Raw genomic sequence first — 26,171 nt, forward strand, 5'->3', positions numbered from 1 at the left:
TGTCACTCCCTACGCAGCAGGTTCAGTCGTTGGTCGGCGGGCACCTGGGGCATGTTCAGCACATGGGCGACCGCCCGTGCCGGGTCGATGCGGACGTAATTCGATTGGCCCCATTGGTATTCGTCACCGGTGATCTCGTCACGTACCCAGAATCTGTCGTAGGGCTCCATGCCGAGCGCGCCCATGTCGAGCCAGAGGGTGGCCTCCTCGGGGCCGAACGGGTTGAGCGTCACCACTACCAACACCTGATCGCCGGTGACCGGGTCGAACTTGCTGTAGGCCAACAGCGCATCGTTGTCGGGGTGATGGAACTTGATCGTCCGCAGTTCGTGCAACGCCGGGTGCACACGCCGAATCTCGTTGAGCCGCGTCAGGAACGGCTCGAGCGACTCGCCGTCCGCCAGCGCGGCCTCGAAGTCGCGTGGCCGCAGTTCGTACTTCTCCGAGTTCAGGTATTCCTCGCTGCCTTCACGCACCGGCCGGTGCTCGAACAGCTCGTAGCCCGAATACACGCCCCACGCCGAGCTCATCGTGGACGCCAGCACGGCGCGGATCGCGAACATGCCCGGCCCGCCCTGCTGCAGGCTCTCGTGCAGGATGTCGGGCGTGTTGACGAACAGGTTCGGCCGCGCCTCGTCGGCGTGCTCGGCGATCTGCTGACCGAATTCCGTAAGCTCCCATTTCGAGGTGCGCCACGTGAAATACGTGTAGGACTGCGTGAATCCGAGTTTGGCCAGCCCGTACAGCCGTGCAGGCCTGGTGAACGCCTCCGACAGGAACAGCACGTCGGGATCGAGGTTCTTCACCTCGCCGATCAGCCACGCCCAGAAGTTCGGCGGCTTGGTGTGCGGGTTGTCGACGCGAAACACCTTGACACCGTGCGAAATCCAGAACCGCACCACCCGGAGCACCTCCTGGTAGAGGCCCGCCGGGTCGTTGTCGAAGTTCAGCGGATAGATGTCCTGGTACTTCTTGGGCGGATTCTCCGCATACGCGATGGTCCCGTCGGGCAGCACGGTGAACCACTCGGGGTGCTCACGTGCCCATGGATGGTCGGGTGCGCACTGCAGAGCCAGGTCGAGCGACACCTCCATGCCGTGATCGCGTGCGGCCGCGACGAAGTCGTCGAAATCCTCGATGGTGCCCAGTTTCGGGTGGACCGCGTCGTGGCCGCCCTCATCGCTGCCGATCGCCCACGGCGACCCGACGTCGGTGGGTGCGGCGGTCACGCTGTTGTTGCGGCCCTTGCGGTGCACCTTGCCGATCGGATGGATCGGTGGCAGATACACGACGTCGAAACCCATCTTGGCGATGCGCGACAACTCCTTGGTCGCGGTGGCGAAGGTTCCGTGCACCGGATTGCCCTGGGCGTCCCAACCGCCGGTCGACCGGGGAAAGAATTCGTACCATGCGCTGAACCGTGCCAGCGGGCGGTCCACCCAAACGCCGTATTGCTGTCCGCGCGTGACCAATTCGCGCAGTGGATATTGGTCGAGCACCGCCGCGACCTCCTCGGACAGCGCGGCGCCCGCGCGGGTGAAAGGGTCGCCGGGGGCGCGTAGCCTTGCGGCCGCATCGATCAGCGGGTAGCGGTGCTGGCGCGGCACGCGGGTGGCTGCGCGTTCGAGTAGCTTCGCGCCGACGAGCAGGTCGTTGGACAATTCGCTCTCGCTCTGGCCGGCGTCCAGCTTGGCCGTGACGTTCTTGCGCCAGGTGGCGATCGGATCACCCCAGCCGTCGACGCGGAACGTCCACAATCCGACACTGTCGGGACTGAAATGTCCGTGGAACACGTCGGGAGTGCGGCCCATCGCCATCGGCAGCAGTTGCGGTTTGATCCGCGGCGCGGGGCTGACCACCTTCTCGATCGGGACGGCCTCGGCGGGCCTGACCAGACCGGGCGGATCCTCGGCCAACTTCGGATACGCGCTGCCGTGGTAGCGCACCACCAGCGTCGCCGACACCGCGTCATGGCCTTCGCGCCACACCGTCGCCCGGACGGGAACGATCTCGCCCACCACCGCCTTGGCCGGATAGCGTCCGCCCGATACGACAGGTTCGACGTCGTCGATGCCGATGCGACCGGCCACCCCATCACTCCTTACACTGACGCGGCCCCGGAGCCATGTGGCCGCTGTGCTTGTCGTCTGGTCTCGAATCGGTGCCTCGTGGACATCCTCAGCGCCCTATACCCACCGTAGTGGCCAGCCGAACCCAATGGAGGTGAAGCGACTGCCCACCGCGCTGCGGCGAGCCGATTAGTCAGTAAGGTTGAGTCGCGTGAAAGCACTCCGCCGGTTCACGGTCCGAGCACATCTTCCCGATCGTCTGACTGCGCTCGAACGTCTTTCGATCAACCTGCGCTGGTCCTGGGACAAGCCGACCCAGGACCTGTTCGCGGCCGTCGACCCGGAGCTGTGGAAACAGGTCGGATGCGATCCGGTCGCGCTGCTCGGGCAGGTCAGTCCCAAACGGTTGGACGAGCTGGCGGTCGACGAATCCTTCGTGCGCTGCCTCGACGCGCTGGCGGCCGATCTGGACAACTATCTGACCAGGCCGCTGTGGTACCAGCAGGAGCAGGACAACGGCGCGCAACTGCCGCACGGCATCGCGTATTTCTCGATGGAGTTCGGGGTCGCCGAGGTGCTGCCCAACTACTCGGGCGGCCTGGGGATCCTGGCCGGCGACCACCTCAAGTCCGCATCTGACCTGGGGCTGCCGCTGATCGCCGTCGGACTGCTGTACCGCTCCGGGTACTTCCGGCAGTCGCTGACCGCCGACGGGTGGCAACACGAGAGCTATCCGTCGCTGGATCCGCAGGGGCTGCCGCTGCGCTTGTTGACCGACCGGCACGGTGACCCGGTGTTGGTCGCGCTGGCGATGCCAGACTCCAACGAGCTGCGGGCCCGCGTGTGGGTCGCGCAGATCGGCCGAATTCCGTTGCTGCTGTTGGATTCCGACATTCCGGAGAACGACCACGAGCTACGCGGTGTCACCGACCGGTTGTACGGCGGAGACCAGGAGCACCGCATCACGCAGGAGATCCTGGCCGGTATCGGCGGGGTGCGGGCGATTCGCGCTTACACCGAGGTCGAGGGCCTGCCCGCACCTGAGGTGTTCCACATGAATGAGGGCCATGCCGGCTTCCTCGGTGCCGAGCGCATCCGGGAATTGATCGACGCGGGCCTTGACTTCGACACCGCGCTGACCGTGGTGCGCTCGTCGACCGTGTTCACCACGCACACCCCGGTGCCGGCCGGCATCGACCGGTTTCCGGTGGAGATGGTCAAGCGCTACTTCGGCGGCTCGGCCGACGGCCCGTCCGGCCAGATGTCGCGCCTGCTCCCCGGCGTACCGCTGGACCGCATCATCGCGTTCGGCGAAGAGGACGATCCCGCCAAATTCAACATGGCGCACATGGGTCTGCGGCTGGCGCAACGCGCCAACGGGGTGTCGTTGCTGCACGGGCGGGTCAGCCGCTCGATGTTCAACGAGCTGTGGCCCGGCTTCGACCCCGGTGAGGTGCCGATTGGGTCCATCACCAACGGTGTGCACGGCCCGACGTGGGCCGCGCCGCAGTGGCTCGAACTCGGCCGCGAACTGCTGGGCAGCGAGGATCTCGGCTCGCTGACCGAGCCGGACACCTGGCAGCGGCTGCAGCAGGTGGATCCCGGCCACATGTGGTGGATCCGCTCGCAGCTGCGCGAAGCGCTCGTCAACGACGTCCGGACCCGGCTCCACCGGTCGTGGCTGGAGCGCGGTGCGTCGGAAGCTGAACTGGGTTGGATCGCAACGGCTTTCGACCCGGACGTACTGACCATCGGGTTCGCCAGGCGGGTGCCGACGTACAAGAGGCTGACGCTGATGCTGCAGGACCCGGACCGGCTGGAGAAGCTGCTGCTCGACGAGAAGCATCCGATCCAGCTGATCGTGGCCGGCAAGTCGCACCCGGCCGACGATGGCGGAAAGGCACTGATCCAGCAGGTGGTGAAGTTCGCCGATCGTCCGGAGGTGCGCCACCGGATCGCGTTCCTCCCCGACTACGACATGTCGATGGCGCGGCAACTGTATTACGGGTGCGACGTATGGCTGAACAATCCGCTGCGGCCCCTGGAGGCGTGCGGAACGTCGGGCATGAAGAGCGCGCTCAACGGCGGGCTCAACCTGTCCATCCGCGACGGCTGGTGGGACGAGTGGTTCGACGGCGAGAACGGCTGGGCGATACCGACCGCCGACGGGTTGCTCGACGAAGGCCGCCGCGACGAGATCGAGGCCGCCGCGCTGTACGACTTGATCGAGCAGTCGGTGGCGCCCAAGTTCTACGACCGCGACGACAACGGCATCCCGACGCGTTGGGTGGAGATGGTGCGCCACACGCTGATGGCGCTCGGCCCGAAGGTGCTGGCCTCGCGGATGGTGCGCGACTACACCGAGAAGTACTACGCGCCCGCGGCGCAGTCGCTGCGCAAGACCGTCGAACCCGGCGCCGACGGTGAGCCGTTCGGCGCCGCGCGTGAATTGGCCGCCTACCGACAGCGGGTGCAGGAGGCCTGGCCGAAGATCCAGATCACCGACGTCGACAGCTACGGGCTGCCGGATACGCCGTTGCTCGGCTCGGAGTTGACGCTGACGGCGACGGTGCAGTTGGCCGGTCTGCGGCCCGACGAGGTGGTGGTGCAGGCGGTGCTGGGCCGGGTGGACGCTGGTGACGCGCTGGTGGACCCGGTCACCGTGCCGATGGCCCACACCGGCACGGCCGATGGCGGCAACGAGGTGTTCTCGACCACCACGCCGTTGCCGGTGGCAGGGCCGGTCGGCTACACGGTGCGCGTGCTACCGCATCACCCGCTGCTGGCAGGCGACAACGAACTCGGCCTCGTCACGCTGGCGTGAGTCGCGCGCTCAAGGTCGGTGTGGACGGCGGGCCGTACGCGCTTGCGCTCGGCCCGGATGAGGCGATGTGGGTGACGTTGGTGCACGCGGGCGCGATTGCGCGGGTGACCGACGGAGGTGACGTCACGGTGTATCCGGTCGACGCGCGTTCCCGGCCCTCGATCATCGCCGCCGGGCCGGACGGCGCGATGTGGTTCACCTGCACTGGTGACGACCGCATCGGCCGGATCACGATGGCAGGCGAATTGACGATGTTCCAACTGGGGGAGGACACCGGTCCGTACGGCATCACCGCAGGCCCCGACGGGGCGATGTGGTTCACCGCGATGACGTCGGGTGAGGTCGGCAGGATCTCCGTCGACGGTGAACTGTCCGGCGAGACGGCGGTCGGTGGCGCACCGTCGATGATCGTCACCGGCCCCGACAACGCGTTGTGGTTCACCCTGAATCAGGGCAATGCGATCGGCCGGTTCGCTGCGGCAGACGGCGTGACGGTGCGCGAATTGCCAACGGCGGCAGCGGGTCCCGTCGGGATCGCCGCGACACACGACGATGCGGTGTGGTTCACGGAGATCCTGGCCTCCAAACTCGGCCGCATTCCGATGGACGACGCGATTCAGGAGATGGAGCTGCCGGGAAAGCCGCATGCGGTGGTCGCCGATCCGCAGGACGGGGTGTGGGTGAGCCTGTGGGGCGCTGACCAGATCGCGCGCGTCAGCGGCGACGGCTCGGACGTCGTCACCATCGACCTGCCGCCTGGCAGTGAGCCGCACGGTTTGGCGATCGGCGCCGACGGTGCACCGTGGGTGGCGCTGGAATCCGGCTTCGTGCTGCGAATGCCCACCTGAACTCGGTCCGGTCACGCTCGGATAAAGACTCGCTGACATCCGGCCCGCCTTTGCCGGACAGGATCGCGTGGTCGGTCATGATCCGGCTGTGCTGGTTCATCCGATGGCCGTGTTGACCGTCTGCGCGTTGCTCTGCGCTTCGGCCCCGCCCAGCGCGTCCGCTGACCCCGATACCGAAGCCGTCGCCGCCGAGGCCGCCGCGCCTGCCGACGACGGTTGGGTGGAGTCGTCGCCGCCGGCGACCACCATCGCACCCGACGGCTGGACCCAGACGGTGTCGGCGAAAAACGAACTGCAGCGGGTGATTCCACCGCTGACGACGGCGGTGTCGTCGCGCGAGTACCAGGTCGGTGGCACGTACAGCGGTGCACTCTCCGGGCCCGACGACGCCGAACCTCCTTCCGGCACGCTCGAGGTGGGCTACCAGATCGGTTGTGGCATCGACATGAGCACGTCCAACGGTGTGACGCTGACCGGCAGCGTCGGCGTGACCCCGTCGGTGGGCCTTGGCGGTGTCGACGTCGTCTCGCCGTTCCCGGAGGGCGTGGTGCCGGGCGTGTTGACCCCGGTGTCCGGCGGTATGGCGATTGCGTTGAAGCCAGGCATCGTCAACGTGGTTCCGGTGTCCAAGAAGCAGTTCCGGGGCTTCGACCCGTGGATTCTTATCGACGGTTTCCGGATCAAGATCGACGGCTGTGTCGGCGAATCCTTCATCCGCTCATACTCATTCCTGACCCGGTCGACCGACGTGTCGGACGTCGTCACCGCGTGGTACGGCGTGACGAAGAAGGTCTAGTCGCTCGCCGCACCTTAGGGGTTCCAAGATCAGCGGAAGCGCTTGAAGCAGCGGTCCTCGTCGCCTAGCACACCGACCCGGAACGCGTCGATGCGCGAGAACCCGGACGGCACCGACTCGCCGTTGACGTCGCTGGCGGCGAGGCCGTTGGTCAGGATGCCCGACACCGCCTCGTCGACGTCGCCTGCCGTCAGCGCGATGGTGTTGCCGTCGGGCGTGGTGATGGTCTTCGACATCTTGACCGTCGCCACGCCGGTGAGGCACGCCGTGCGCAGTGCGGCCTCGGCGTTGTCGAGGACGACGCCGCCGCGTGCGTGCTGCAGCGCCTGCATATACCGGGACACCAGCACCGAATAGGCAGTGTTGTCGCCGCTGGCCAGGCCGACGCCGTTGTCGCTGTCCGATTGCGCGCCCATCACCTCGAGTTCGTCGAGGTCGACGACGATCGTGTTGGTGGCCGGACAGTACGACGCAGGCGGACTGGGCCGGGCGTCAGGGCAACCCTTGGCGTCGGCGGCGTTGAAGCTCAGCTTCGGTGGGTTCGCGGGAGCGAACACAATGCCCATCGCATCGACGATCGACCGCACCGACTCCTCGGTGATCGGCAGTTCCCCGGTCTGGTCCTCGGGCAGCAGCACGGGTAGATCGCCGCGCCGCTGGCCGATCTCACGCAGGTCGATCGCGGCGCACGCCGACGGCCCGTCGGTGAAGCCGAACTGGAACGCCGAAAGCCGCTCGAACGCCGAACCGTGTTCGTCCACACCGGCTTCCGGATCACCCTCGGCGAACAGCGGGTCGCGGAACGCGATCACGGCCGCCAGCACGGTGTTCAGCCCCTCACCCGTGGACAGCGTGAACCGCGGCGATTTGTCCTCGGCGACCCAGCGCATGTAGGCACCGGCGAAGCAGTCGGCCTGCTGCTCCTTGACCAGGGTCGGGGTGCCCTTCTTGTTGACTCCCGCCTGGTGCTGAACCGCGTGACCGTACTCGTGGGCGAGCACCATCGTGACGCCCATGTCCCCGTAGGCTTTTCGCAGCGCGGGCAGCAATTCGCCGCGGTCCCAGCCGATCGTGTCGTCGTCATAGCAGAACGCGGCGTTGACTATGCCGTAGGTGTCCTCGCCGCAGAACGACGTCCCGTCGAAACCGTTTGCGTCCCAAGAGATCAACGCCTCGACAGGGGTGAACTGCCCGTCGAACGTATCACCGTACACCTGACTCCAGTAGTCCTCGAGGTCGCTGACGGCGTTGGCGGCCAGCTTGTCGATCTGACCGTTGTCGGTACCTTCGACGTCGCGCACATCGCCCTTCGCGTCGGGTCGCAGCCCGGTCGGGCCGTCGCTGGCGGGCATGCCCGCGACGTGGAACGGGTCGTCGAACACCGAGACCGCTTTGCCTTGAAGGGTTGTGGTGCACGCGGGAAACGCAAGCACGGTGCAGGCTGCGATCGCGGCACCTATGACCCGGCCCCTTCCCATGCAGGCAGCTTAATGAAAGCTGTCAGCCTGCGCGCAGACGTTCGAGCGCTTCGCGCACCCGGTTCGAGTCGGTCGTGGCCCAATACGGTGGCAGCGATGCACGCAGATAACCGCCGTAACGGGCGGTCGCCATCCGCGAATCCAGCACCGCGACCACACCGCGGTCGTCGACGCGTCGCAACAGACGTCCTGCTCCCTGCGCCAGGAGCAGGGCCGCATGGCTGGCGGCGACGGCCATGAACCCGTTGCCGCCGCGGGCCGCCACCGCGCGCTGCCGCGCGGTCAGTAGCGGATCGTCGGGCCGGGGAAACGGAATGCGGTCGATGAGCACCAGCGACAGCGACGGGCCGGGCACGTCCACGCCCTGCCACAGCGACAGCGTGCCGAACAGCGACGTCTCGGGGTCGTCGGCGAACTGCTGCACCAACGCCGACGTGGTGTCATCGCCCTGGCACAACACCGGGGTGTCGAGTCGGTCGCGCATGATCTCCGCCGCGGCCTTGGCCGCCCGCATCGACGAGAACAGCCCCAGCGTCCGACCACCCGCGGCGGTGATCAGCGCCTCGATCTCGTCGAGTTGCTCGGCCGACCCGGTGCCGTCGCGGCCCGGCGGCGGCAGATGTGCGGCCACGTAGAGGATCCCCGACTTCGCATGCTCGAACGGCGACCCGACGTCGAGGCCGCGCCACTTCACCTCGTCGCCCGCCAGCCCCCACGCCGATGCCATCGAATCGAAGGTGCCGCCGATGGTCAGCGTCGCCGACGTCAGCACTGCGGTGGTGTGCTCAAAGAGCCTGCCGCGCAACAGACCTGCCACCGAAAGCGGCGCCACCCGCAGCACCGCACGGTTGTCGTCACGCTCCAGCCACACCACGTCGTCGCGGTCCGGGATGGCGGGCACGAACGACGTCAGGATTCGGGTCGCGGTGTCGCTGATGTCGGTCAGCGCGGTCACCGCCTCGGCGCGCGCCGACGCCGCCGCCGGATCGCTTGGCGCTGTGTCGATCGCCGAGCGCGCCCTGCTGGCGGCGTCGCGCAGCGCGGTCAGGTAGGTGGTCATCTCGTCGTCCATGACATCGATGCGGCCGGGAGACGCGTCGTGGATCGCGGACGACAACGTCGCCGCCGCGGCGTCAAGGCGCTGCACGAGTTCAGGATCGATGAGCCTGCTGACGCGACGCTGCGCGACGCCCATCGCGGTCGCCGACAACTCGCCGGTGGCCACCCCGGTCACCCGGTCGACCAGTTCGTGTGCCTCGTCGACGACCAGCAGGTGGTGTTCGGGAAGGACGGCGGCGTCGGTCATCGCATCGATCGCCAGCAGCGCGTGGTTGGTGACGACGACGTCGGCGTGGCCCGCCTTGTCGCGGGCCCGTTCGGCGAAACAGTCGGTGCCGAACGGGCAGCGGGCCATGCCGATGCACTCCCGCGCCGATACCGACACCTGCGACCACGACCGGTCCGGCACGCCCGGCGTCAACTCATCTCGGTCGCCGGTGTCGGTGTCCGACGACCACGCGATCAGTCGCTGCACGTCGCGGCCAAGCGCGCTGGCGGCCATCGGCTTGAACAGCTCCTCCTGCGGCCGGTCGTCGGGCTCAGTCGCAGTGCCAGTTGAGCCATTGTGAATCTTGTTCAGGCACAGGTAATTTCCGCGCCCCTTCAACAGCGCGAACTCCGGCCGACGAGGCAAGACGTCGGCGAGGGAATCGGCCAGCCTCGGCAGGTCGCGGTCGACGAGTTGGCGCTGCAGCGCGATGGTGGCGGTCGACACCACCACCGGTTCTTCGGATTCGACGGCCTTGGCGATCGCAGGCACCAGGTAAGCCAGCGACTTGCCGGTGCCGGTGCCCGCCTGCACGGCGAGATGCTCGCCGGTGTCGAATGCGCGCGCAACGGCCTCGGCCATCTCGATCTGGCCACTGCGCTCGCTACCGCCCAGCGCGGCGACCGCCTTGGCCAGCAGTTCGGTGACGTCCGTGACTTCTCCTAGCGGGACGGCGGGATCATCCGGGTCGGGACCGCGGGCTCGCCCTTCGACAGTTTCAGGCCGTCCCATGGCAGGCTGTGCAGTCCTTCCTTGACGCGCTTGCGCGCCGCGTCGATGCTCAGGTCGCCGACCGGTTCGCCGTCGCGCACCAGATCGACCGTCAGCAGGCGCCCTGGCTCGTCGCGCGGTGGCTGGGCGTACTGGTACACGATCTCCTCGACGATGGTGCCGGTGGGCTTGCACGTCCGCAGCGCCTGTTTGCGTCCGCCATGGGATTCCTTGAGGCTGCTGCGTTTCTCGACGGGCATGCCGTCGACCTCCACCAACTTGTAGACCATGCTGGCGGTCGGCGCGCCGGAACCGGTCACCACCGAAGTGCCGACGCCGTAGATGTCGACGGGTTCGGCGCGCAACGCTGCGATGGAGAACTCGTCGAGATCGCCGGACACCACGATCCGGGTCTTGGTGGCGCCGAGACGGTCCAGTTGATCGCGGACCTGGCGCGCCATCACGCCGAGGTCGCCGGAGTCGATCCGCACCGCGCCCAGTTCGGTGCCCGCCACCTCGACGGCGTTGGCCACGCCTCGCGTGATGTCGTAGGTGTCGACGAGCAGCGTGGTGCCGACGCCGAGCGCGTCGACCTGAGCCTTGAAGGCGGCCTTCTCGTCGGGCCCCTCGCCGGTGGTGTGCAGCAGCGTGAACGCGTGCGCGCTGGTGCCAAGGGCAGGCACGCCGTAGCGGCGTTGCGCCTCGAGATTCGACGATCCGGCGAACCCGGCGATGTAGGCCGCCCGCGCCGCGGCGACAGCGGCCTGCTCATGCGTGCGCCGCGAACCCATCTCGATCAGCGGGCGTTCGATGGCCGCGCTGACCATCCGCGCGGCGGCCGAGGCGATCGCGGTGTCGTGATTGAAAATCGACAGCGCCAGCGTCTCGAGCAGAACGCATTCGCCGAAGGTCCCGTGCACCGACAGCACCGGAGAGCCCGGGAAGTACAGCTCACCCTCGGCGTAGCCGTCGACGTCGCCGGAGAACCGGTAGTCGGCGAGGTACGCGAGCGTTTCACGATCCACCGCGCCTTCCAGCGATGCCAGCGCGGTGTCGTCGAACCTGAACTCCGCCAATGCTTCCACGAACCGCGCGGTGCCCGCGACGATCCCGTAACGCCTGCCCTCCGGCAGCCGGCGGGCGAAGATCTCGAAGGTGGCGCGGCGGTGCGCGCTGCCGTCCCGAAGCGCCGCCGCGAGCATCGTCAGCTCGTATTTGTCGGTCAGCAACGCCGTAGAAGCAGAACGCACACCGCAACGGTAACGGTTGAGCGGCCTCGGTATCCTGATCCACATGGTTACTCCGGCGAAGACCCGCCCGGGAACCCGCGAGGAACGGGATGTCAAGAGTGTCGAGGCGACGGACGCCCCCTGGGTGACCATCGTCTGGGACGACCCCGTGAACCTGATGACATACGTGACGTATGTCTTCCAGAAGTTGTTCGGCTACAGCGAGCCGCATGCGACCAAGCTCATGCTGCAGGTGCACAACGAAGGCAAAGCCGTGGTGTCAGCAGGCAGCCGCGAGTCGATGGAGGTCGACGTGTCCAAGCTCCATGCCGCAGGTTTGTGGGCCACCATGCAGCAGGACCGCTGATCCGGCTGTGCGTAAGTGGAAGCGGGTCGACACCCCCGAGGGCCCGCGGTTTCGGTCCGCGCTTGCCGCGCACGAGGCAGGCCTGCTCAGCAGCCTGGTGACGTCGATGCTGGGCATGCTGGAGGAACGCGAATCTTCCGCTCCCGCAGACGAACTCCACGAGATCACCGGGATGAAGACGGGTAACTCCACGCCGCCGCAGGACGAAACGATGAAGCGCCTGCTGCCGGATTTCCACCGCCCGCAGAACGACCATCCCGCGGGCTCGGGCACCATGGAGAGCCTGAACAGCGCGCTGCGCAGCCTGCATGAACCCGAGATCATCAACGCGAAACGCGAAGCGGCGCAACGGTTGTTGGACACCTGCCCGAAGGGTGGCGGGAAGTTCGAACTGACCGAGGACGACGCCACCGCGTGGGCGGCTGCGGTCAACGATGTGCGGCTGGCCCTCGGCACCATGCTCGACATCGGCCCGAACGGTCCCGACGCACTGCCGACAGATCATCCGATGGCCGGACACCTCGACGTGTACCAGTGGTTGACCGTGTTGCAGGAGTATCTCGTGCTCGGCTTGATGGGCAAGAGATGAGTTCGATCACCGATGTGGGCGGCATCCTCGTCGGCCAGTACCAGCGCCTGGACGACGACGTCACGCTCGGCGCGGGCTGGGCCAGCGGCACCACCGTCGTGCTTGCGCCGCCGGGCACGGTCGGCGCGGTCGATGGTCGCGGCGGTGCACCCGGCACCAGGGAGACCGATCTGCTCGACCCGATGAACTCGGTCTGCCATGCGGACGCGATCGTGCTCAGCGGTGGCAGCGCATTCGGGCTCGCGGCTGCCGACGGCGTGATGACCTTCCTCGAGGAGCAGGGCCGCGGTGTGGCGATGGAAGGCGGCGTGGTGCCGATCGTGCCCGCCGCGGTGGTCTTCGATCTGCCCGTCGGCGGGTGGCAGAACCGGCCCACCGCCGAGTTCGGTTACACCGCCGCGCAGAGCGCGGGTACCGTCAATCACGCTCGACTCCGGCGTCACGGTCGGCGCGATCGTGGTGGTCAACGCCGCGGGAGACGTGGTCGACACCGATACCGGGTTGCCGTGGCTGGCGTATCAGATCGAGGAGTTCGGCCTGGTGCCGCCGCCCGCCGACCAGATTGCCGCGTACGCCGCCCGGCGCGCCGAGTTCAGCCCGCTCAACACCACGATCGCGGTGGTGGCCACCGACGCGGCGCTGAGCCCCGCAGGCTGCCGCCGGGTCGCGGTGGCCGCGCACAGTGGTCTGTCCCGCACCATCCGCCCCTGTCACACCCCGCTGGACGGCGATACGGTGTTCGTGCTGGCCACCGGCGCTATCGAGGTGCCGCCGGACCCGCTGACACCAGCGTCGATGTCACCGGAGACGCCGCTGATCACCGCGGTCGGGGCCGCGGCGGCGGACTGCCTGGCCAGTGCGGTGCTGGTGGGCGTGTTGGCCGCCGAGTCGGTCGCCGGAATACCGTCGTACCGGGACATGTTGCCCGGAGCGTTCGGATGAGGCCCGGCGCAGAAAGGAACTGACGTGTTGGTGATCCGCGCCGACCTGGTCGACGCCATGGTCGCGCATGCCCGCGCCGACCATCCGGACGAGGCGTGCGGGGTGATCGCGGGCCCGGAGGGGTCGGACCTGCCCGAGCGGTTCATCCCGATGGTCAACGCCGAGCGGTCGCCGACCTTCTACCGGTTCGACTCCGGTGAGCAACTCAAGGTGTGGCGGGCTTTGGAAGATGCAGGCCAGGCTCCGATTGTCATCTACCACTCGCACACCGCGACCGAGGCGTACCCGAGCCGCACCGACATCTCGTATGCGTCCGAACCCGATGCGCACTACGTACTGGTGTCGACGCGCGATCCCGATCAACACGAGTTGCGCAGCTACCGCATCCTCGACGGTGTCGTCACCGAGGAACCCGTCAAAATCGTCGAGCAGTACTAGAAAGGCTTAGTCATGGCTGTTGAGGTTTCCATCCCGACCATCCTGCGCACCCACACCGGTGGCGAGAAACGGGTCTCCGCGTCAGGAGCCACGCTGCAGGACGTGATCAGCGACCTGGAGGCCAATTACTCCGGCATCTCCGAGCGCCTCGTCGATAACGGCAAGCTGCACCGCTTCGTCAACATCTACGTCAACGACGAGGATGTGCGGTTCTCCGGCGGACTGGACACCGCGATCAGCGACGGCGATTCGGTGACGATCCTGCCCGCCGTCGCAGGCGGCTAGATTGACGCGTTACGACTCGCTGCTGCAGGCGCTCGGCAACACACCTCTGGTTGCGCTGCATCGGCTTTCGCCAAAGTGGAATGACGAGCCGCATGTCCGGCTGTGGGCCAAACTCGAGGACCGCAACCCGACCGGGTCCATCAAGGACCGGCCCGCGCTGCGGATGATCGAGGACGCCGAACGCAAGGGTCTGCTGCAACCCGGCGCGACGATCCTGGAGCCGACCAGCGGCAACACCGGCATCTCGCTGGCGATGGCCGCGCTGCTCAAGGGCTACCGGATGATCTGCGTGATGCCCGAGAACACCTCGATCGAGCGTAGGCAACTGCTCGAGTTGTACGGCGCGAAGATCATCTGCTCGCCGGCCGAAGGGGGCTCGAACACCGCCGTCGCGCACGCCAAAGAGCTTGCGGCGCAGAATCCTTCGTGGGTGATGCTGTACCAGTACGGCAACGAGTCCAACACGCTGGCCCACTACGAGGGCACCGGACCCGAGTTGCTCGCCGACCTGCCCGAAATCACGCACTTCGTCGCGGGCCTCGGCACCACCGGCACGTTGATGGGAACCGGACGGTATCTGCGGGAGCAGGTGCCCGATGTGCAGATCGTCGCCGCCGAACCCCGCTACGGGGAAGGCGTTTACGCGTTGCGCAACATCGACGAGGGCTTCATCCCCGAGCTGTACGACCCGGACGTGCTCACCACCCGCTACTCGGTCGGGTCCTATGACGCGATCAAGCGCACCCGCGAGCTGGTGCAGGTGGAAGGCATCTTCGCCGGCATCTCCACCGGCGCCGTGCTGCACGCCGCGCTGGGCATGGCGGCCAAGGCGGTCAAGGCGGGGGAGCGGGCCGATATCGCGTTCGTCGTTGCGGACGCCGGATGGAAGTACCTGTCGACCGGCGCATACGCCGGTAGCCTGGACGATGCAGAAGATGCATTGGAAGGGCAGCTATGGGCATGACGGGCCCCGGGTATCCCACCACCCAAGAGCCGAAGAAGCGGCCTGCGTGGGTGGTCGGCGGGGTCACCATCGTCACGTTCGTGGCCATCCTGTGGATCGTCGAGCTGATCGATTCGCTGTCGAACCACCGCCTCGACGACAACGGCATCCGGCCGCTGGAGACCGACGGTCTGCTGGGCATCCTGTTCGCGCCGCTGCTGCATGCGAACTGGGATCATCTGATCGCCAACACCGTTCCGGCGCTTATTCTCGGCTTCCTGATGACGTTGGCCGGAATGTCGCGGTTCATCTTCGCGACCGTGATCATCTGGCTGCTCGGCGGGTTCGGCACATGGCTGATCGGCAACATCGGCGCGCACTGCCCGTACGTCGGCGTGCGCTGCGAGGCCAACCACATCGGGGCCTCCGGCCTGATCTTCGGCTGGCTGGCGTTTCTGATCGTGTTCGGCTTCTTCACCCGCAAGATCTGGGAGATCGTCGTCGGCGTCATCGTGCTGTTCGTCTACGGCAGCGTGCTGCTCGGCGTGCTGCCGGGCACCCCGGGGGTGTCGTGGCAGGGCCACCTGTGCGGTGCGGTCGCGGGGGTGATCGCGGCGTATCTGCTCTCCGGCCCGGAACGCAAGGGTCGCGAGCAACGGAAACGCAAAGCGGCGAACCCATACCTGACGACGTGAACTCCGCAATGGCGCCCGTCGGGATCTTCGATTCCGGCGTCGGCGGACTGACGGTGGCCCGGGCGATCATCGACCAACTGCCCGACGAGGACATCATCTACGTCGGCGATACCGGCAACGGCCCGTACGGCCCGCTGACCATCCCCGAGATCCGCGCCCATGCGCTGGCGATCGGCGACGACCTCGTCTCGCGCGGAGTCAAGGCGTTGGTGATCGCATGCAACACCGCGTCGTCGGCGATGCTGCGCGACGCGCGCGAGCGCTACGCGCCCGTGCCCGTCGTCGAGGTGATCCTGCCCGCGGTCCGCCGCGCGGTGGCCGCGACCAGAAACGGCCGCATCGGCGTGATCGGCACCGCGGCCACCATCGCGTCGGGCGCCTATCAGGACGCGTTCGCCGCGGCCCGCGACACCGAGGTGATCGGCGTGGCATGCCCGCGGTTCGTCGACTTCGTCGAGCGCGGCGTGACCAGCGGCCGCCAGGTGCTCGGCCTGGCGGAGGGCTATCTGGAACCGCTGCAGCGCGCCGAGGTCGACACCCTGGTGCTTGGCTGCACGCACTACCCGATGCTGTCCGGGTTGATCCAGTTGGCGATGGGCGATCAGGTCACGTTGGTGTCAAGTGCCGAGGAGACAGCTAAGGACTTGCTGAGAGTGCTCACCGAACTGGATTTGCTGCGGTCACATGACGCCCCGCAGGCGCGTCGACTCTTCGAATCGACGGGCGATCCGGAGGCCTTCACCACACTCGCGGCCCGATTCCTCGGCCCCGGTCTGGACGGTGTTCGGCCTGTTCAACGTCACGTTGCGGCGCAAAGGTGATTTGTGTCGTGCAAACGGGCGATGTTTTCGTCAACCGGACTACGGGCATGGCAAGCTAGTGAGTGTGCGAATCACCGTACTCGGTTGCTCCGGCAGTGTTGTCGGGCCGGATTCGCCAGCATCGGGTTACCTTCTGACCGCCCCTGATACCCCGCCCATGGTCATCGACTTCGGTGGCGGCGTGCTGGGCGCTCTGCAGCGGCACGCCGACCCCAATTCCGTGCACGTGCTGCTGTCGCATCTGCATGCCGACCACTGTCTGGACTTGCCCGGCCTGTTCGTGTGGCGTCGTTACCACCCCACCCCCGCCGCCCAGCGCGGGCTGATGTACGGCCCCGCCAACACGTGGGCGCGGCTGGGCGCGGCGTCGTCGCCCGAGGGCGGGGAGATCGACGATTTCTCCGACATCTTCGACATCCGGCACTGGGTGGACAACCAGGCTGTGGAGATCGGCGCGCTTTCGGTCGTGCCGAAATTGGTGTGCCATCCGACCGAGTCCTACGGGCTGCGGATCACCGATCCGACCGGCGCGACGTTGGTGTACAGCGGTGACACCGGCTACTGCGATCAGCTGATCGATCTGGCCCGCGACGCCGACGTGTTCTTGTGCGAGGCGTCGTGGACCCATACGCACGAGCGGCCACCGAAGCTGCATCTGTCCGGCACCGAGGCAGGCCGGGCCGCCGCGCAGGCGGGTGTGCGGGAACTGCTGTTGACGCACATTCCGCCGTGGACGTCGCGCGAAGACGTCATCAGCGAGGCCAAGGCGGAGTTCGACGGCCCGGTGCACGCGGTGGTCTGCAACGAGACGTTTGACATCGCGCGGTCCTGAGCGCGGTCAGACCCACCAGTTAGGGTTGGCTCGTGTCCAGACGAGAAGACGGCCGCCTCGACGACGAGCTTCGCCCGGTCCGCATCACCCGCGGTTTCACCTCCCACCCCGCCGGTTCGGTGCTGGTGGAGTTCGGCGAGACCAGGGTGATGTGCACGGCCAGCGTGACCGAAGGCGTGCCGCGCTGGCGTAAGGGCTCTGGGCTCGGCTGGCTGACTGCCGAGTACGCGATGCTGCCGGCCGCCACCCACGAGCGCTCCGACCGTGAGTCGGTCAAGGGCCGCATCGGCGGGCGCACGCAGGAGATCAGCAGGCTGGTCGGCCGGTCACTGCGCGCATGCATCGATCTGGCGGCGCTGGGGGAGAACACCATCGCGCTCGACTGCGATGTGCTGCAGGCCGACGGTGGCACCCGCACGGCGGCGATCACCGGCGCGTATGTGGCGCTGGCAGACGCGGTCACGTATCTGGGCGCAGCGGGCAAGTTGTCCGATCCGCGGCCGCTGTCGTGTGCGATCGCAGCGGTCAGCGTCGGGGTCGTCGACGGCCGCGTCCGCGTCGACCTGCCGTACTCGGAGGACTCGCGCGCCGAGGTGGACATGAACGTCGTCGCGACGGACACCGGCACGCTCGTCGAAATCCAGGGCACCGGCGAGGGGGCGACGTTCCCGCGCTCGACGCTGGACAAGATGCTCGATGCGGCGATGGGCGCGTGTGAGCAGTTGTTCGCGGTGCAGCGCGAGGCGCTCGCACTGCCGTATCCCGGCACGTTGCCCGAGTCGACGGAGCCGGCGAAGAAGGCCTTCGGCAGCTAGCCGGAACGGGCGGGAACGGCTCCAAGAATTTTCCAAGGCGTCTCACAGAAAGTGTTGCGCAAGCCCTTGGAAAGGAGACGCCGTGTCTCGGAATTTCGTCGCCGCGATGGCATCCGCGGCTCTTGTGTCAGGCGGTTTGACCGCCGCGGCCGTTGGACTGGCGGCGGGTACCGCACAGGCCGCGCCGATGTGTTCGCCGTCGAACGCGAACGTCGCACCGTGCGCCCCGCCGGAGGGTCCCCCGGCCTGTAACGCGTTCGGCGACTGCGGGCAGCTGTGGTGCCCCGGTTCCGGGATGAACGCAGTACCAGGCTGGGACACCAACGTCTGCCACACCTTCCATTTCGACCCGAACGCCCCGTTGACCAAACCGATCATGATCTCGGGCAACCCTCCCGGCCCGCCCGCGCCTCCGCCGCCGCCGTGCATCCTGTTCATCAACTGCTTGCCGGGGTTGACGCATCCCTGACCGGAGCGTTCGTCTCTAATGTGGAGATCAGTGACGAGCTGTACCTGACCCCGCTGAGGAGCACTTGGTGACCGAGCTACTGGTGGCCAGTCGAAACCCCAAGAAGCTCGCTGAGTTGAGGCGTGTGCTCNGCCGTGCATCCTGTTCATCAACTGCTTGCCGGGGTTGACGCATCCCTGACCGGAGCGTTCGTCTCTAATGTGGAGATCAGTGACGAGCTGTACCTGACCCCGCTGAGGAGCACTTGGTGACCGAGCTACTGGTGGCCAGTCGAAACCCCAAGAAGCTCGCTGAGTTGAGGCGTGTGCTCGACACCGCAGGGGTCGCGTTGAAACTGTTGTCGCTCGACGATGTCGCGCCGTTCGACGAAGCACCGGAGACCGGGGCGACGTTCGAGGAGAACGCGTTGGCCAAGGCGCGCGACGCGTTCCGCGCGTCCGGTCTGCCGTCGGTTGCCGACGATTCGGGCTTGGAAGTCGATGCGCTGAACGGGATGCCCGGCGTGCTGTCCGCACGATGGTCGGGGCGGCACGGTGACGACGCGGCGAACACCGAACTGTTGTTGGCGCAACTGCGCGACGTACCCGAGGAGCGACGCGGGGCGGCGTTCGTGTCGGCCTGTGCGCTGGTGTCCGAGTCGCGTGAGGTCGTCGTGCGCGGGTGGTGGCCGGGAACCATCGTCCACGAGCCGCGCGGCAATGGCGGATTCGGATACGACCCGGTGTTCCTGCCGCAGGGCTGGTATCGCACCGCCGCCGAACTCAGCCCAGAGCAGAAGGATTCAGTCTCGCACCGCGGTCGTGCGTTGTCGGCGCTGCTCCCTGCGCTGCGCGAGTTGGCGTCCGGTTGATCGTGCGCCGGTGCAGCGCCCAGGCCGCCGGAATCGTCAGGGCAAGCGTCACCGCGATCAGTCCCGGCAGTGAGCCGGTGAACAGTGGCCAACGCAGCACAACGCTCATCGTCAAGGCCATGATCGGCACGTGCAGCAGGAAGATCTCATAGGAGATCTCGCCGAGCCAGACCAGCGGCCGACTGCTCAGCAACCGGTCGTAGGCGCCCTTGGCGCCGAGTGCGATCGGCGCCACCGTGAGCGTCGCGATGGCCGCATACATCAGTGACTTGGTGACCGCGCCGGAGGTGGTCGCGACGGTGAGATAGAGAACGATCGCGATGCCGAGCGGGATGGGTGCAGAGCATCTGGCACCGGTGGCCTCGAGAACGGCCAGCGCCATGCCGCCGGCGAACCACGCGATGTGGGCAGGCAGCCACATCCCCGCCGAGTTCGGCAGCACGTCGGTGGTGGAGACGACGACGAGCCACAGCGGTGAGATCGCGGCGAGCGCGGTGAGGGCGAGCAGCGTCCGTCGCGGTCTGAATGCGCCCCGCAGCACCAGATAGGCGAGGACGGGCAGCGCGGCATAGAAGGACACCTCGACGGCAAGGCTCCACATCTGGGACAGGCCCGTGTGCAGCAGTGTGATCAGGTAGTCGTTCGTATAGATCTGCGTGAAGGTCAGGTAGCGCAGCAGCCCGTACCACGTCTGCCCGGGGTTGGGCCCTGGGGTGAAGACGGTGTAGAGGGCGAAGACCGCCAATACCGTCACGACGTACGCCGGCAGGATACGACGGACCCGGTGCCAGGTGTACCGGCGCAAGTCGGGTGGCGCTGAGCGGCGGGCGGCGGCGCGCACCCATGGGCGGAACAGCAGGAAGCCGGTGAGGACGAAGAAGATCGCGACACCGATCTCCAGGCGGGCGTAGATGTGGCCGAGGTAGCCGTGACTGAGCTTGCCGGTGGCGAAGGCGGCGTGGGTGCCCACGACGAGCACGGCCGCGACGGCACGCAGGCCCGTCAGGGCGGAAACACGTGATGGGGAAGTGGCCGCTGTCACACCGCTCGCCGGGGTGCGGCTACAGCACACCCCAGGGCTTGCTGACACTGCATCGAGTGTACCGAGCTCAGAAACCGAACTGGGTCTTGATGTTTCGCGTCTGGATGTTCTCGACGATGATGCCGACGAGCGGGATGGTGCCTGCCAGCAGCACGCCGACGGTCTTGGCGATCGGCCAACGCACCTTGACCGCCAGGTTCGCCGTGGCGATGAGGTAGATGAAGTACACCCAGCCGTGTACGACGCCGATCCAGGTCGGCGGATTGTCGACCTTGACCACGTACCGGACGACGATCTCGTAGCACAACGCGATCAGCCAGACGCCTGTCGTCCAGGCCATCACGCGATAGGCCAGCAGCGACTTGCGGATCGTCTCGACGGGCGTGGTCGGGGCTTCGGTCATGGCGTCTTGTGTTCCTTGTCTTTGTCGGCCAGCTCGGCAAGGTAGGCGTTGTATTCGCGGAGTGTGAGGTCGTCGTCGGAAGCCGTTGCAGCTTTGGGTCGTTCGGGCAACAGGCCGTTGGGGATCTCGGTCACGGTGTCGTGCCGTCGAGGCTCAGGCGGGGCGTCCTCGTAGCGGACGAACTTGTAGTAAGCGTAGAAGCAGAACCCGGCGAACAGCGGCCATTGCAGGGCGTAGCCGAGGTTCTGGAATGTGCCCGACGTCGACTCGAAGCGGGTCCACTGCCACCAGGCCAGGGCGAGGCAACTGGCGGCGGCGACGATCACCAACGCGATAAGCGCTGGTCTCCTACGCCGTGTAGTGGACACCGTTCAACGGTACCGCGCGGTCCTTGGGCCCGACGAATTCGTCTAGGCGCGCGGTTGCGGCTTTGCGGTAGACGGAAACGATCTTCTTACTCGACCGTGTCCACGGGATGCCCAGGGCGTCGAGTGCGCCCGTGAACAAGCCGAGGATGTCTTCGGACATGCTCGAGAAGTGGTAGCGCACGCTCATCACGCCACGGTCGTCGGCGACGACGCGACAGCCGTCGCTGTGGATCAGGCCGAGGACGAATTCCTCAGTCGCTTGATCGACGAGCGCCTGCTGCCACGGTTCGAGGATGATGCGCCGACTGTGCTTCTTGCCGGGACCATGTTGAGGGAACAAGCACGGCCAATGCTTCGAATACGCAGATACGTCTACGCATCCGATTCGGTGAACCAAACCTGTGCGTTGTCCTGCCATCAGAATCTCGATGGCTTGACGGCACCGGTTCATGACTGCCGGGTCTGAAATCGTGGGCGTCGGCGCAGGCGCCATCACTAGTGCGCGATCGAATCACTGGTCGTCGCCGCCAGTCGCGGACTGTCGTCCGCGGTATGCCGAGTTGGCGGGCGATCTCGCAGTCGTTGATGCCCGCGGCGATCAGACGTTGCCCTGCTTCGAACTCCTCTGCGGATCGCATGGCCTCAAGCTATGCAGCGCCACTGACAATTTGTGATGCGTTTGGGCGGTACGATCGGCACTCACGCGCGAGTGGCGGAACGGCAGACGCGATGGCTTTAGGTGCCATTGTCCTATGGACGTGGGGGTTCGAATCCCCCCTCGCGCACAAAACTTCAGCCGCGACGGGTCACGCCGTGCGGATCGGAAACCCGTTGCGCTCGGCCAGCGACCGCAGTTGCTTCAGCGCGAACCGCCGCCCCCGACCCTGATGCGGTATCAGCACGCCGGCCCACACTCCCTGCGCTCCCGGGGTCTCGCAGGCCTCCTGAGCGCACCGCCACCGCCGTGGGCACACGCGGCACAACTCCTTGGCACCTTCGTCGGCGACGGTCGTCCACCGATCTGGATCGCGTGTACACACAAGGTCCTGCACCCAGCTCGCCTTTCTTTCGCGGCCGACAATATGCCTGTATTGTAGGAGCGATACAGACATATTGTCGAACTCGCTGAATCCCTGCGCATATCACATAGGTGTATGAATGAAGGCCGTGCTGCCCGAGCGTAATCACGTCACCGCCGACGAAACCTCATCCATCGAGCGGATCCGAAACGCGGCGTTGAAGAGCTTCGCCTCCTACGGCACCTCGGCGACATCCCTGCGCACCGTCGCGGAAGCCGCCGGTGTTTCCGTCGGTCTGGTCCAGCACCACTTCACCAACAAGGCCGGGCTCATTCAGGCCGTCGACGACCACGTGATGGCCGTTGTCGTCGCGACGATCTCGCAACCGATCCCACCACCGCCCGCCGACTCCGTCGCCGAGATGAGCACCCGCGTCACCAAGATTTTGTCGGAGCATCCCGACATCGCCGACTACGTGGGCCGAGCGCTGTTGGACGGCAGCCCGTTGGGAACCGCGGTGTTCGACACCTTGACCGCCTTCGGCATCGCCAGGTGGAACCAGCGCAGCGAACGCGGCGAAACACGTCCCGAAATCGACGTGACGTGGGGCGCGCTGAACTCGCTCGTGCTCGCCCTCGGCAGTCTGATCCTGCGAAAGCACGTCGAGCGTCAACTACCCGAACCGCTCACCACCCCGAACCAACTAAGACGGTGGGAGCGGTCGGTCAATATGTTGTTGCGCGACGGGCTTTTTCGGCCCGCCGGCTGACGGCTAGCTGTCGACCTTGATCTCGCCCATCTCGCCCCAACCCGTCGCGCCGATCTCGGAGCTGATGATCAGCGGTGTCGATGACAGCAGGGCGGGCGCCTCGGCGACGAACTTCTTGAAGTGCTCGCTGGTGACGTGCTCCTTGCCCGCATCCCCGTCGCGGAAGCCCTCCACCAGAACGTATTCCGACGGATCCGCAACGCTGCGCGACCAGTCGAAGAACAGGTTGCCGGGTTCGTTGCGGGTGGCCTCGGTGAATTCGGCAACCTCGTCCATGAAGCTGTCGACGTACTGCGTCTTCGGTCGCCACTTGACCACGATGAAAATCATGCTGACTGCTCCTTAGGGGGTGAGGATGGCTCGACCGCGCACGTTGCCGTTGTCGAGATCAGTTATCGCGGACTGGAAATCGTCGAGAGCGTACTTCTGGGTGTGCAGGTTGACGGCTCCACTCGCCGCGAGCGCCATCAAATCGCACAGGTCGTTGTACGACCCGACCAGGTTGCCGATGAAGTTGATCTCGGTGGAGATGATGTCGATCGTCGGCACGTTGATGTTCTCGCCGTAGCCGACGACGTGATAATCGCCGGCCCGCCGCAACATCGCCACACCTTCTGCCGTCGCGCCGCCTTCTCCGACGAAGTCGATGACTGCCTCCGCGCCATGGCCGCCGGTGAGCGACAGCACCTGCTCCACCTGACTGCCGTCGGCCACCACACCGTGGTCCGCCCCGATCGCTTGGGCGAGTTTGAGGGCTTCCGCATTGCGGTCCACCACGATCAATTCGGCCGGCGAAAGCGCCTTGAGCACCTGAATCCCGATGTGGCCCAATCCGCCTGCACCGATGATGACGCACTTGTCGCGCGGCGTCAGCCGCCTCGCGGCCTTGGCCGCCGCGTGATACGCCGTCAAACCCGCATCGGCGAGTGCCGCGACGTCCGACGGTTCGAGCGAGTCGTCGATCTTCACGACGCTGCGCGCCGAGGTCTTCAGGTAGTCGGCGTAGCCGCCGTTGGTGTCGATCCCGGGAAAGGCGTTGGATTCGCAATGCACGTCGTCACCCGACCGGCACGCCCGGCACAGCCCGCAGGTGATCAGCGGGTGCACGATGACTTTGTCGCCTTCGCGGACGTTGGTCACCGCCGAGCCGACCGCATGCACCCATCCGGCGTTCTCGTGGCCGATCGTGTACGGCAGTTGCACCTGTGATTTTTCCGCCCACTGGCCTTCGAGGATGTGCAGGTCGGTGCGGCACACGCCGGCGCCGCCGATCTTGACGATGACGTCGAACGGTCCGGTGGGCGCCGGGAGGGGAACTTCGGTCATCTGCAGGTTCTGGTGATAGCCGACAACCTGCACGGCCCGCATGGTCTCGCTCATCGCAATGCTCCTTCTTTCGGGACGAGTTCGTCTGGATACCGGGTGCGCAACAGTGCGCGGCAGAAGTGCGCGTTGCCCTCGATGGAGATGCGCGTTGAGCGCGCGCGCCGCAACGCCATCGGGACATCGTCCGCGGAGTAGGGGTGGCCGTCATGATCCACCACCACGAAAGCATCTAAAGCTGTGGGTAACCCGAGTGCGTGACGGCGACGCACTAACGCCGCGGTGTTGGCGTCGTCGGGTAGATCACCCAGCCGAACATCACCCAACGGCAGTTCGCGCCATTTCGGCTCCGCCCGCAGCAGCGCCGTCACGCATCGCTCCATCGCCGCCGTGTGGGCCTTGCGCCGGAAGGTCTCCCGCAATTCGTCGAGGCTGTTCTCTGCCTCGGAACCGAAGGTGCCGCGGTAGCCTGCGTCTGCGGCCAACCCCGCATTGATGATGTCCGAATCGTGGTGGTCGTCCAGCTCGACCACCACCTGACGGGTCCAATCCAATTTGGCCAGAACATCTTTCGCGTCCGAAGCCATCAGGTAGGCGAAGTTGGGTGAGCAGAACGACGTCGGCAGCCGCAGGTGCACCTTCACGTTCCCGCTCGGCGACACCGTCAGCGAGCGAACGAAACCCAGCGACGTGATCGGTTCGTCGAGTTCGGGATCCATCACCGCTGCCAAAGCGGTGTAGGCGATTTCGTGTCTGCCCATATCAGGCCCCCACGAGGTTGTCGGCCCCGCGCGGGCCGACGGCGGGCTCATCGGCCGGTGCCAATTGCAGCTCGGCGGGCACGTCGATGCCGTACATCTTCGCGGCGTTGAGCCCGAGGATCTTCTTCTTCTGGTCGGTGGTGATGGGTGCGTACTCGCCGAGGTCTTCGGGGATCTGGAAGTCGACGAACGCCTCGATCAGCCAGCGCGGCGTCCACAGTGCGTAGTCCGACGAGAACTGGATGCGGTCTTCGCCCACCCAGTACAGCAGCTCCCCGATGATCTGCGCGAAGTACCTCGGCCGGGTGTGGATGAACGGCATCGCCACCGCGAGCCCCGCGTGCACGTTCGGCTCCTGTGTCGCGATCCAGCAGAAGTCCTCGAGGCGGGGCAGCCCGCAGTGTTCGACGACGAAATTCAGGTCGGTGAAGTCGGAGGCCACATGATCGACGTCGGCGACGTCGAACGCGTCCCGATCCAGCGGCCGGATGGTGGGTCCCTTGTGGACGTGAATGTTGCGGATGCCGAGCTCGCGGCAGGCTTCGAAATAGCGGTATGCCCACGGGTCGTCGAGTCGCCAGCCGCGTGAGTCGCCATGCCATTCGGCGGTGTAGAGCTTGACGCCTTTCAGGCCGAACTTCGCCGCCTCTTCGCGCAGGCGGTCGAGTCCCGCTTCACCGTTGCGCGGGTCGAAGTTGTGGTTGTAGGTCAGCTTGTCGGGGTGCTTGGCAGCCAGTTCCGATGCCTCGTCGGTCTGCCCGAATCCCTTGTAGTAGAACTCGCCGAGGTAGGCGGGCTGGAAGATCGCGTGGTCGACGTAGCCATCGGTGAACAGGTCTTTCATCAGCCGCTCGCCGCCCTGGTAGAGGTACTCCTCGTAGCTCCACACCTCGGACTCCGGCGACAGGTTGCGGTGGTAGTCGTAGAAGCAGTCGATGAACTGCTTGCCGTGGACGTTGCGCTGGTTCTCCGGACGCGCATCCCACAGGGCGATGTGGGCGTCGACGATGAAATAGCTCGTGTCGTCTTTGCGGTACATGAGCGGGTCCCCCTCCGAGAGGCAGGTAAACGGCGGGGTGTGACGGCTGTCACATCCTGGCCCCGACTGTATGGCCATCGAGCGGCCTGGCCGAGGCCCCGTGCGTCTCAATCTGAGAC

General features: G+C 66.6%; 27 protein-coding genes, 1 tRNA gene and 2 pseudogenes. 17 read left to right on the forward strand and 13 right to left on the reverse strand.

Going from position 1 to position 26,171, the window contains the following annotated elements; translation table 11 throughout:
* Positions 1 to 2: 2 nt before the first annotated feature.
* Entirely contained in the window at positions 3 to 2,090 is a 2,088-nt protein-coding gene (locus tag C1A30_RS00195) for an alpha-1,4-glucan--maltose-1-phosphate maltosyltransferase (protein WP_101946284.1), read from the reverse strand.
* 190 nt (positions 2,091 to 2,280) lie between these two features.
* On the opposite strand from C1A30_RS00195, the gene C1A30_RS00200 reads away from it, so the two are divergent.
* The 3 genes from C1A30_RS00200 to C1A30_RS00210 all read left to right on the forward strand — a co-directional run bounded on the left by C1A30_RS00200 (position 2,281) and on the right by C1A30_RS00210 (position 6,537).
* Positions 2,281 to 4,893 carry a glycosyltransferase family 1 protein gene (locus C1A30_RS00200; RefSeq protein WP_101946285.1) on the forward strand — a complete coding sequence of 871 codons (2,613 nt, stop codon included), beginning with the start codon at positions 2,281 to 2,283 and terminating at the stop codon, positions 4,891 to 4,893.
* A gap of 65 nt (positions 4,894 to 4,958) precedes the next feature.
* Positions 4,959 to 5,741 (forward strand): virginiamycin B lyase, encoded by a 783-nt coding sequence (locus tag C1A30_RS00205; RefSeq protein ID WP_235009609.1) that lies wholly within the window; start codon positions 4,959 to 4,961, stop codon positions 5,739 to 5,741.
* A gap of 103 nt (positions 5,742 to 5,844) precedes the next feature.
* Positions 5,845 to 6,537: an MspA family porin gene (locus C1A30_RS00210; RefSeq protein ID WP_101946596.1), complete on the forward strand. Its 693-nt coding sequence runs from the start codon at positions 5,845 to 5,847 to the stop codon at positions 6,535 to 6,537.
* Between the two features lie 29 nt (positions 6,538 to 6,566).
* Here C1A30_RS00210 and C1A30_RS00215 read toward each other — a convergent pair whose 3' ends face one another.
* From C1A30_RS00215 to C1A30_RS00225, 3 genes are read right to left on the reverse strand one after another with little or no spacing between them, the layout of a single operon-like run.
* Positions 6,567 to 8,015, reverse strand: a complete 1,449-nt coding sequence (locus C1A30_RS00215) for a neutral zinc metallopeptidase (RefSeq protein WP_101946287.1) — start codon at positions 8,013 to 8,015, stop codon at positions 6,567 to 6,569.
* Positions 8,016 to 8,037: 22 nt separating this feature from the next.
* Positions 8,038 to 10,074, reverse strand: a complete 2,037-nt coding sequence (locus C1A30_RS00220) for an ATP-dependent DNA helicase (protein WP_235009588.1) — start codon at positions 10,072 to 10,074, stop codon at positions 8,038 to 8,040.
* Positions 10,005 to 11,348 (reverse strand): nicotinate phosphoribosyltransferase, encoded by a 1,344-nt coding sequence (locus C1A30_RS00225; RefSeq protein WP_369974081.1) that lies wholly within the window; start codon positions 11,346 to 11,348, stop codon positions 10,005 to 10,007. Before C1A30_RS00225 ends, C1A30_RS00220 begins: the two co-directional genes overlap by 70 nt.
* On the opposite strand from C1A30_RS00225, the gene clpS reads away from it, so the two are divergent.
* The 12 genes and pseudogenes from clpS to rdgB all read left to right on the forward strand — a co-directional run bounded on the left by clpS (position 11,347) and on the right by rdgB (position 19,328).
* Positions 11,347 to 11,649: an ATP-dependent Clp protease adapter ClpS gene (clpS, locus tag C1A30_RS00230; RefSeq protein ID WP_101946288.1), complete on the forward strand. Its 303-nt coding sequence runs from the start codon at positions 11,347 to 11,349 to the stop codon at positions 11,647 to 11,649. The two genes, C1A30_RS00225 and clpS, sit on opposite strands and share 2 nt — an antisense overlap.
* A gap of 7 nt (positions 11,650 to 11,656) precedes the next feature.
* Positions 11,657 to 12,238: a DUF2017 domain-containing protein gene (locus C1A30_RS00235; RefSeq protein WP_101946289.1), complete on the forward strand. Its 582-nt coding sequence runs from the start codon at positions 11,657 to 11,659 to the stop codon at positions 12,236 to 12,238.
* Positions 12,235 to 13,180: pseudogene (locus C1A30_RS00240) on the forward strand (P1 family peptidase). The gene C1A30_RS00235 and the pseudogene C1A30_RS00240 overlap by 4 nt, the downstream one beginning before the upstream one ends.
* Positions 13,181 to 13,204: 24 nt before the next feature.
* Complete coding sequence (locus tag C1A30_RS00245) at positions 13,205 to 13,618, forward strand: Mov34/MPN/PAD-1 family protein (protein ID WP_101946290.1); 414 nt, start codon at positions 13,205 to 13,207, stop codon at positions 13,616 to 13,618.
* Positions 13,619 to 13,630: 12 nt separating this feature from the next.
* Positions 13,631 to 13,903 carry a MoaD/ThiS family protein gene (locus C1A30_RS00250; RefSeq protein WP_101946291.1) on the forward strand — a complete coding sequence of 91 codons (273 nt, stop codon included), beginning with the start codon at positions 13,631 to 13,633 and terminating at the stop codon, positions 13,901 to 13,903.
* Between the two features lies 1 nt (position 13,904).
* Positions 13,905 to 14,867 carry a cysteine synthase gene (locus tag C1A30_RS00255; protein WP_101946292.1) on the forward strand — a complete coding sequence of 321 codons (963 nt, stop codon included), beginning with the start codon at positions 13,905 to 13,907 and terminating at the stop codon, positions 14,865 to 14,867.
* Positions 14,858 to 15,541, forward strand: coding sequence for a rhomboid family intramembrane serine protease (locus C1A30_RS00260; RefSeq protein WP_101946293.1), 684 nt, complete (start codon positions 14,858 to 14,860; stop codon positions 15,539 to 15,541). The genes C1A30_RS00255 and C1A30_RS00260 overlap by 10 nt, the downstream gene beginning before the upstream one ends.
* Complete coding sequence (murI, locus tag C1A30_RS00265) at positions 15,538 to 16,362, forward strand: glutamate racemase (RefSeq protein WP_101946294.1); 825 nt, start codon at positions 15,538 to 15,540, stop codon at positions 16,360 to 16,362. The genes C1A30_RS00260 and murI overlap by 4 nt, the downstream gene beginning before the upstream one ends.
* 58 nt (positions 16,363 to 16,420) lie before the next feature.
* Entirely contained in the window at positions 16,421 to 17,194 is a 774-nt protein-coding gene (locus C1A30_RS00270; RefSeq protein ID WP_101946295.1) for a cyclic nucleotide-degrading phosphodiesterase, read from the forward strand.
* Between the two features lie 32 nt (positions 17,195 to 17,226).
* Positions 17,227 to 18,009 (forward strand): ribonuclease PH, encoded by a 783-nt coding sequence (rph, locus tag C1A30_RS00275; RefSeq protein WP_101946296.1) that lies wholly within the window; start codon positions 17,227 to 17,229, stop codon positions 18,007 to 18,009.
* Between the two features lie 82 nt (positions 18,010 to 18,091).
* On the forward strand, positions 18,092 to 18,478 hold the full coding sequence (locus C1A30_RS35315) for a hypothetical protein (RefSeq protein WP_142392526.1): 387 nt from the start codon (positions 18,092 to 18,094) through the stop codon (positions 18,476 to 18,478).
* A gap of 244 nt (positions 18,479 to 18,722) precedes the next feature.
* Positions 18,723 to 19,328: an RdgB/HAM1 family non-canonical purine NTP pyrophosphatase gene (rdgB, locus tag C1A30_RS00290; RefSeq protein WP_200828116.1), complete on the forward strand. Its 606-nt coding sequence runs from the start codon at positions 18,723 to 18,725 to the stop codon at positions 19,326 to 19,328.
* Here rdgB and C1A30_RS00295 read toward each other — a convergent pair.
* The 4 genes and pseudogenes from C1A30_RS00295 to C1A30_RS36465 form a co-directional block, all read right to left on the reverse strand.
* Positions 19,240 to 20,418, reverse strand: a complete 1,179-nt coding sequence (locus tag C1A30_RS00295; RefSeq protein WP_369974082.1) for an acyltransferase family protein — start codon at positions 20,416 to 20,418, stop codon at positions 19,240 to 19,242. The two genes, rdgB and C1A30_RS00295, sit on opposite strands and share 89 nt — an antisense overlap.
* A gap of 19 nt (positions 20,419 to 20,437) precedes the next feature.
* Positions 20,438 to 20,773 carry a DUF3817 domain-containing protein gene (locus tag C1A30_RS00300; RefSeq protein ID WP_101946299.1) on the reverse strand — a complete coding sequence of 112 codons (336 nt, stop codon included), beginning with the start codon at positions 20,771 to 20,773 and terminating at the stop codon, positions 20,438 to 20,440.
* Positions 20,770 to 21,141 carry a hypothetical protein gene (locus C1A30_RS00305; protein ID WP_101946300.1) on the reverse strand — a complete coding sequence of 124 codons (372 nt, stop codon included), beginning with the start codon at positions 21,139 to 21,141 and terminating at the stop codon, positions 20,770 to 20,772. The genes C1A30_RS00300 and C1A30_RS00305 overlap by 4 nt, the downstream gene beginning before the upstream one ends.
* Positions 21,122 to 21,779: pseudogene (locus C1A30_RS36465) on the reverse strand (helix-turn-helix domain-containing protein). Before C1A30_RS36465 ends, C1A30_RS00305 begins: the two are co-directional and overlap by 20 nt.
* A 65-nt stretch (positions 21,780 to 21,844) precedes the next feature.
* Here C1A30_RS36465 and C1A30_RS00315 point away from each other — a divergent pair.
* A tRNA-Leu gene (locus C1A30_RS00315) sits at positions 21,845 to 21,926 on the forward strand.
* A 21-nt stretch (positions 21,927 to 21,947) separates the two neighbouring features.
* Here C1A30_RS00315 and C1A30_RS00320 read toward each other — a convergent pair.
* The gene (locus C1A30_RS00320; RefSeq protein ID WP_369974083.1) at positions 21,948 to 22,193 is read right to left on the reverse strand and encodes a WhiB family transcriptional regulator; all 246 of its coding nucleotides are present in this window, start codon (positions 22,191 to 22,193) and stop codon (positions 21,948 to 21,950) included.
* A 106-nt stretch (positions 22,194 to 22,299) separates the two neighbouring features.
* Here C1A30_RS00320 and C1A30_RS00325 point away from each other — a divergent pair, with 106 nt between their 5' ends.
* On the forward strand, positions 22,300 to 22,929 hold the full coding sequence (locus C1A30_RS00325) for a TetR/AcrR family transcriptional regulator (protein ID WP_101946302.1): 630 nt from the start codon (positions 22,300 to 22,302) through the stop codon (positions 22,927 to 22,929).
* Between the two features lie 3 nt (positions 22,930 to 22,932).
* On the opposite strand, the gene C1A30_RS00330 is transcribed toward C1A30_RS00325, so the two are convergent.
* The 4 genes from C1A30_RS00330 to C1A30_RS00345 are packed head-to-tail and all read right to left on the reverse strand — an operon-like array spanning position 22,933 to position 26,052.
* Positions 22,933 to 23,259, reverse strand: coding sequence for a putative quinol monooxygenase (locus tag C1A30_RS00330; RefSeq protein ID WP_101946303.1), 327 nt, complete (start codon positions 23,257 to 23,259; stop codon positions 22,933 to 22,935).
* A 12-nt stretch (positions 23,260 to 23,271) separates the two neighbouring features.
* Positions 23,272 to 24,297 carry an NAD(P)-dependent alcohol dehydrogenase gene (locus C1A30_RS00335; RefSeq protein ID WP_101946600.1) on the reverse strand — a complete coding sequence of 342 codons (1,026 nt, stop codon included), beginning with the start codon at positions 24,295 to 24,297 and terminating at the stop codon, positions 23,272 to 23,274.
* Positions 24,298 to 24,305: 8 nt separating this feature from the next.
* Positions 24,306 to 25,013: an iron-sulfur cluster assembly protein gene (locus C1A30_RS00340; protein ID WP_101946304.1), complete on the reverse strand. Its 708-nt coding sequence runs from the start codon at positions 25,011 to 25,013 to the stop codon at positions 24,306 to 24,308.
* Position 25,014: 1 nt separating this feature from the next.
* Positions 25,015 to 26,052: an amidohydrolase family protein gene (locus tag C1A30_RS00345; protein ID WP_101946305.1), complete on the reverse strand. Its 1,038-nt coding sequence runs from the start codon at positions 26,050 to 26,052 to the stop codon at positions 25,015 to 25,017.
* Positions 26,053 to 26,171: the final 119 nt, after the last annotated feature.

Source organism: Mycobacterium sp. 3519A, from assembly GCF_900240945.1.
Taxonomy (GTDB): Bacteria; Actinomycetota; Actinomycetes; order Mycobacteriales; family Mycobacteriaceae; genus Mycobacterium.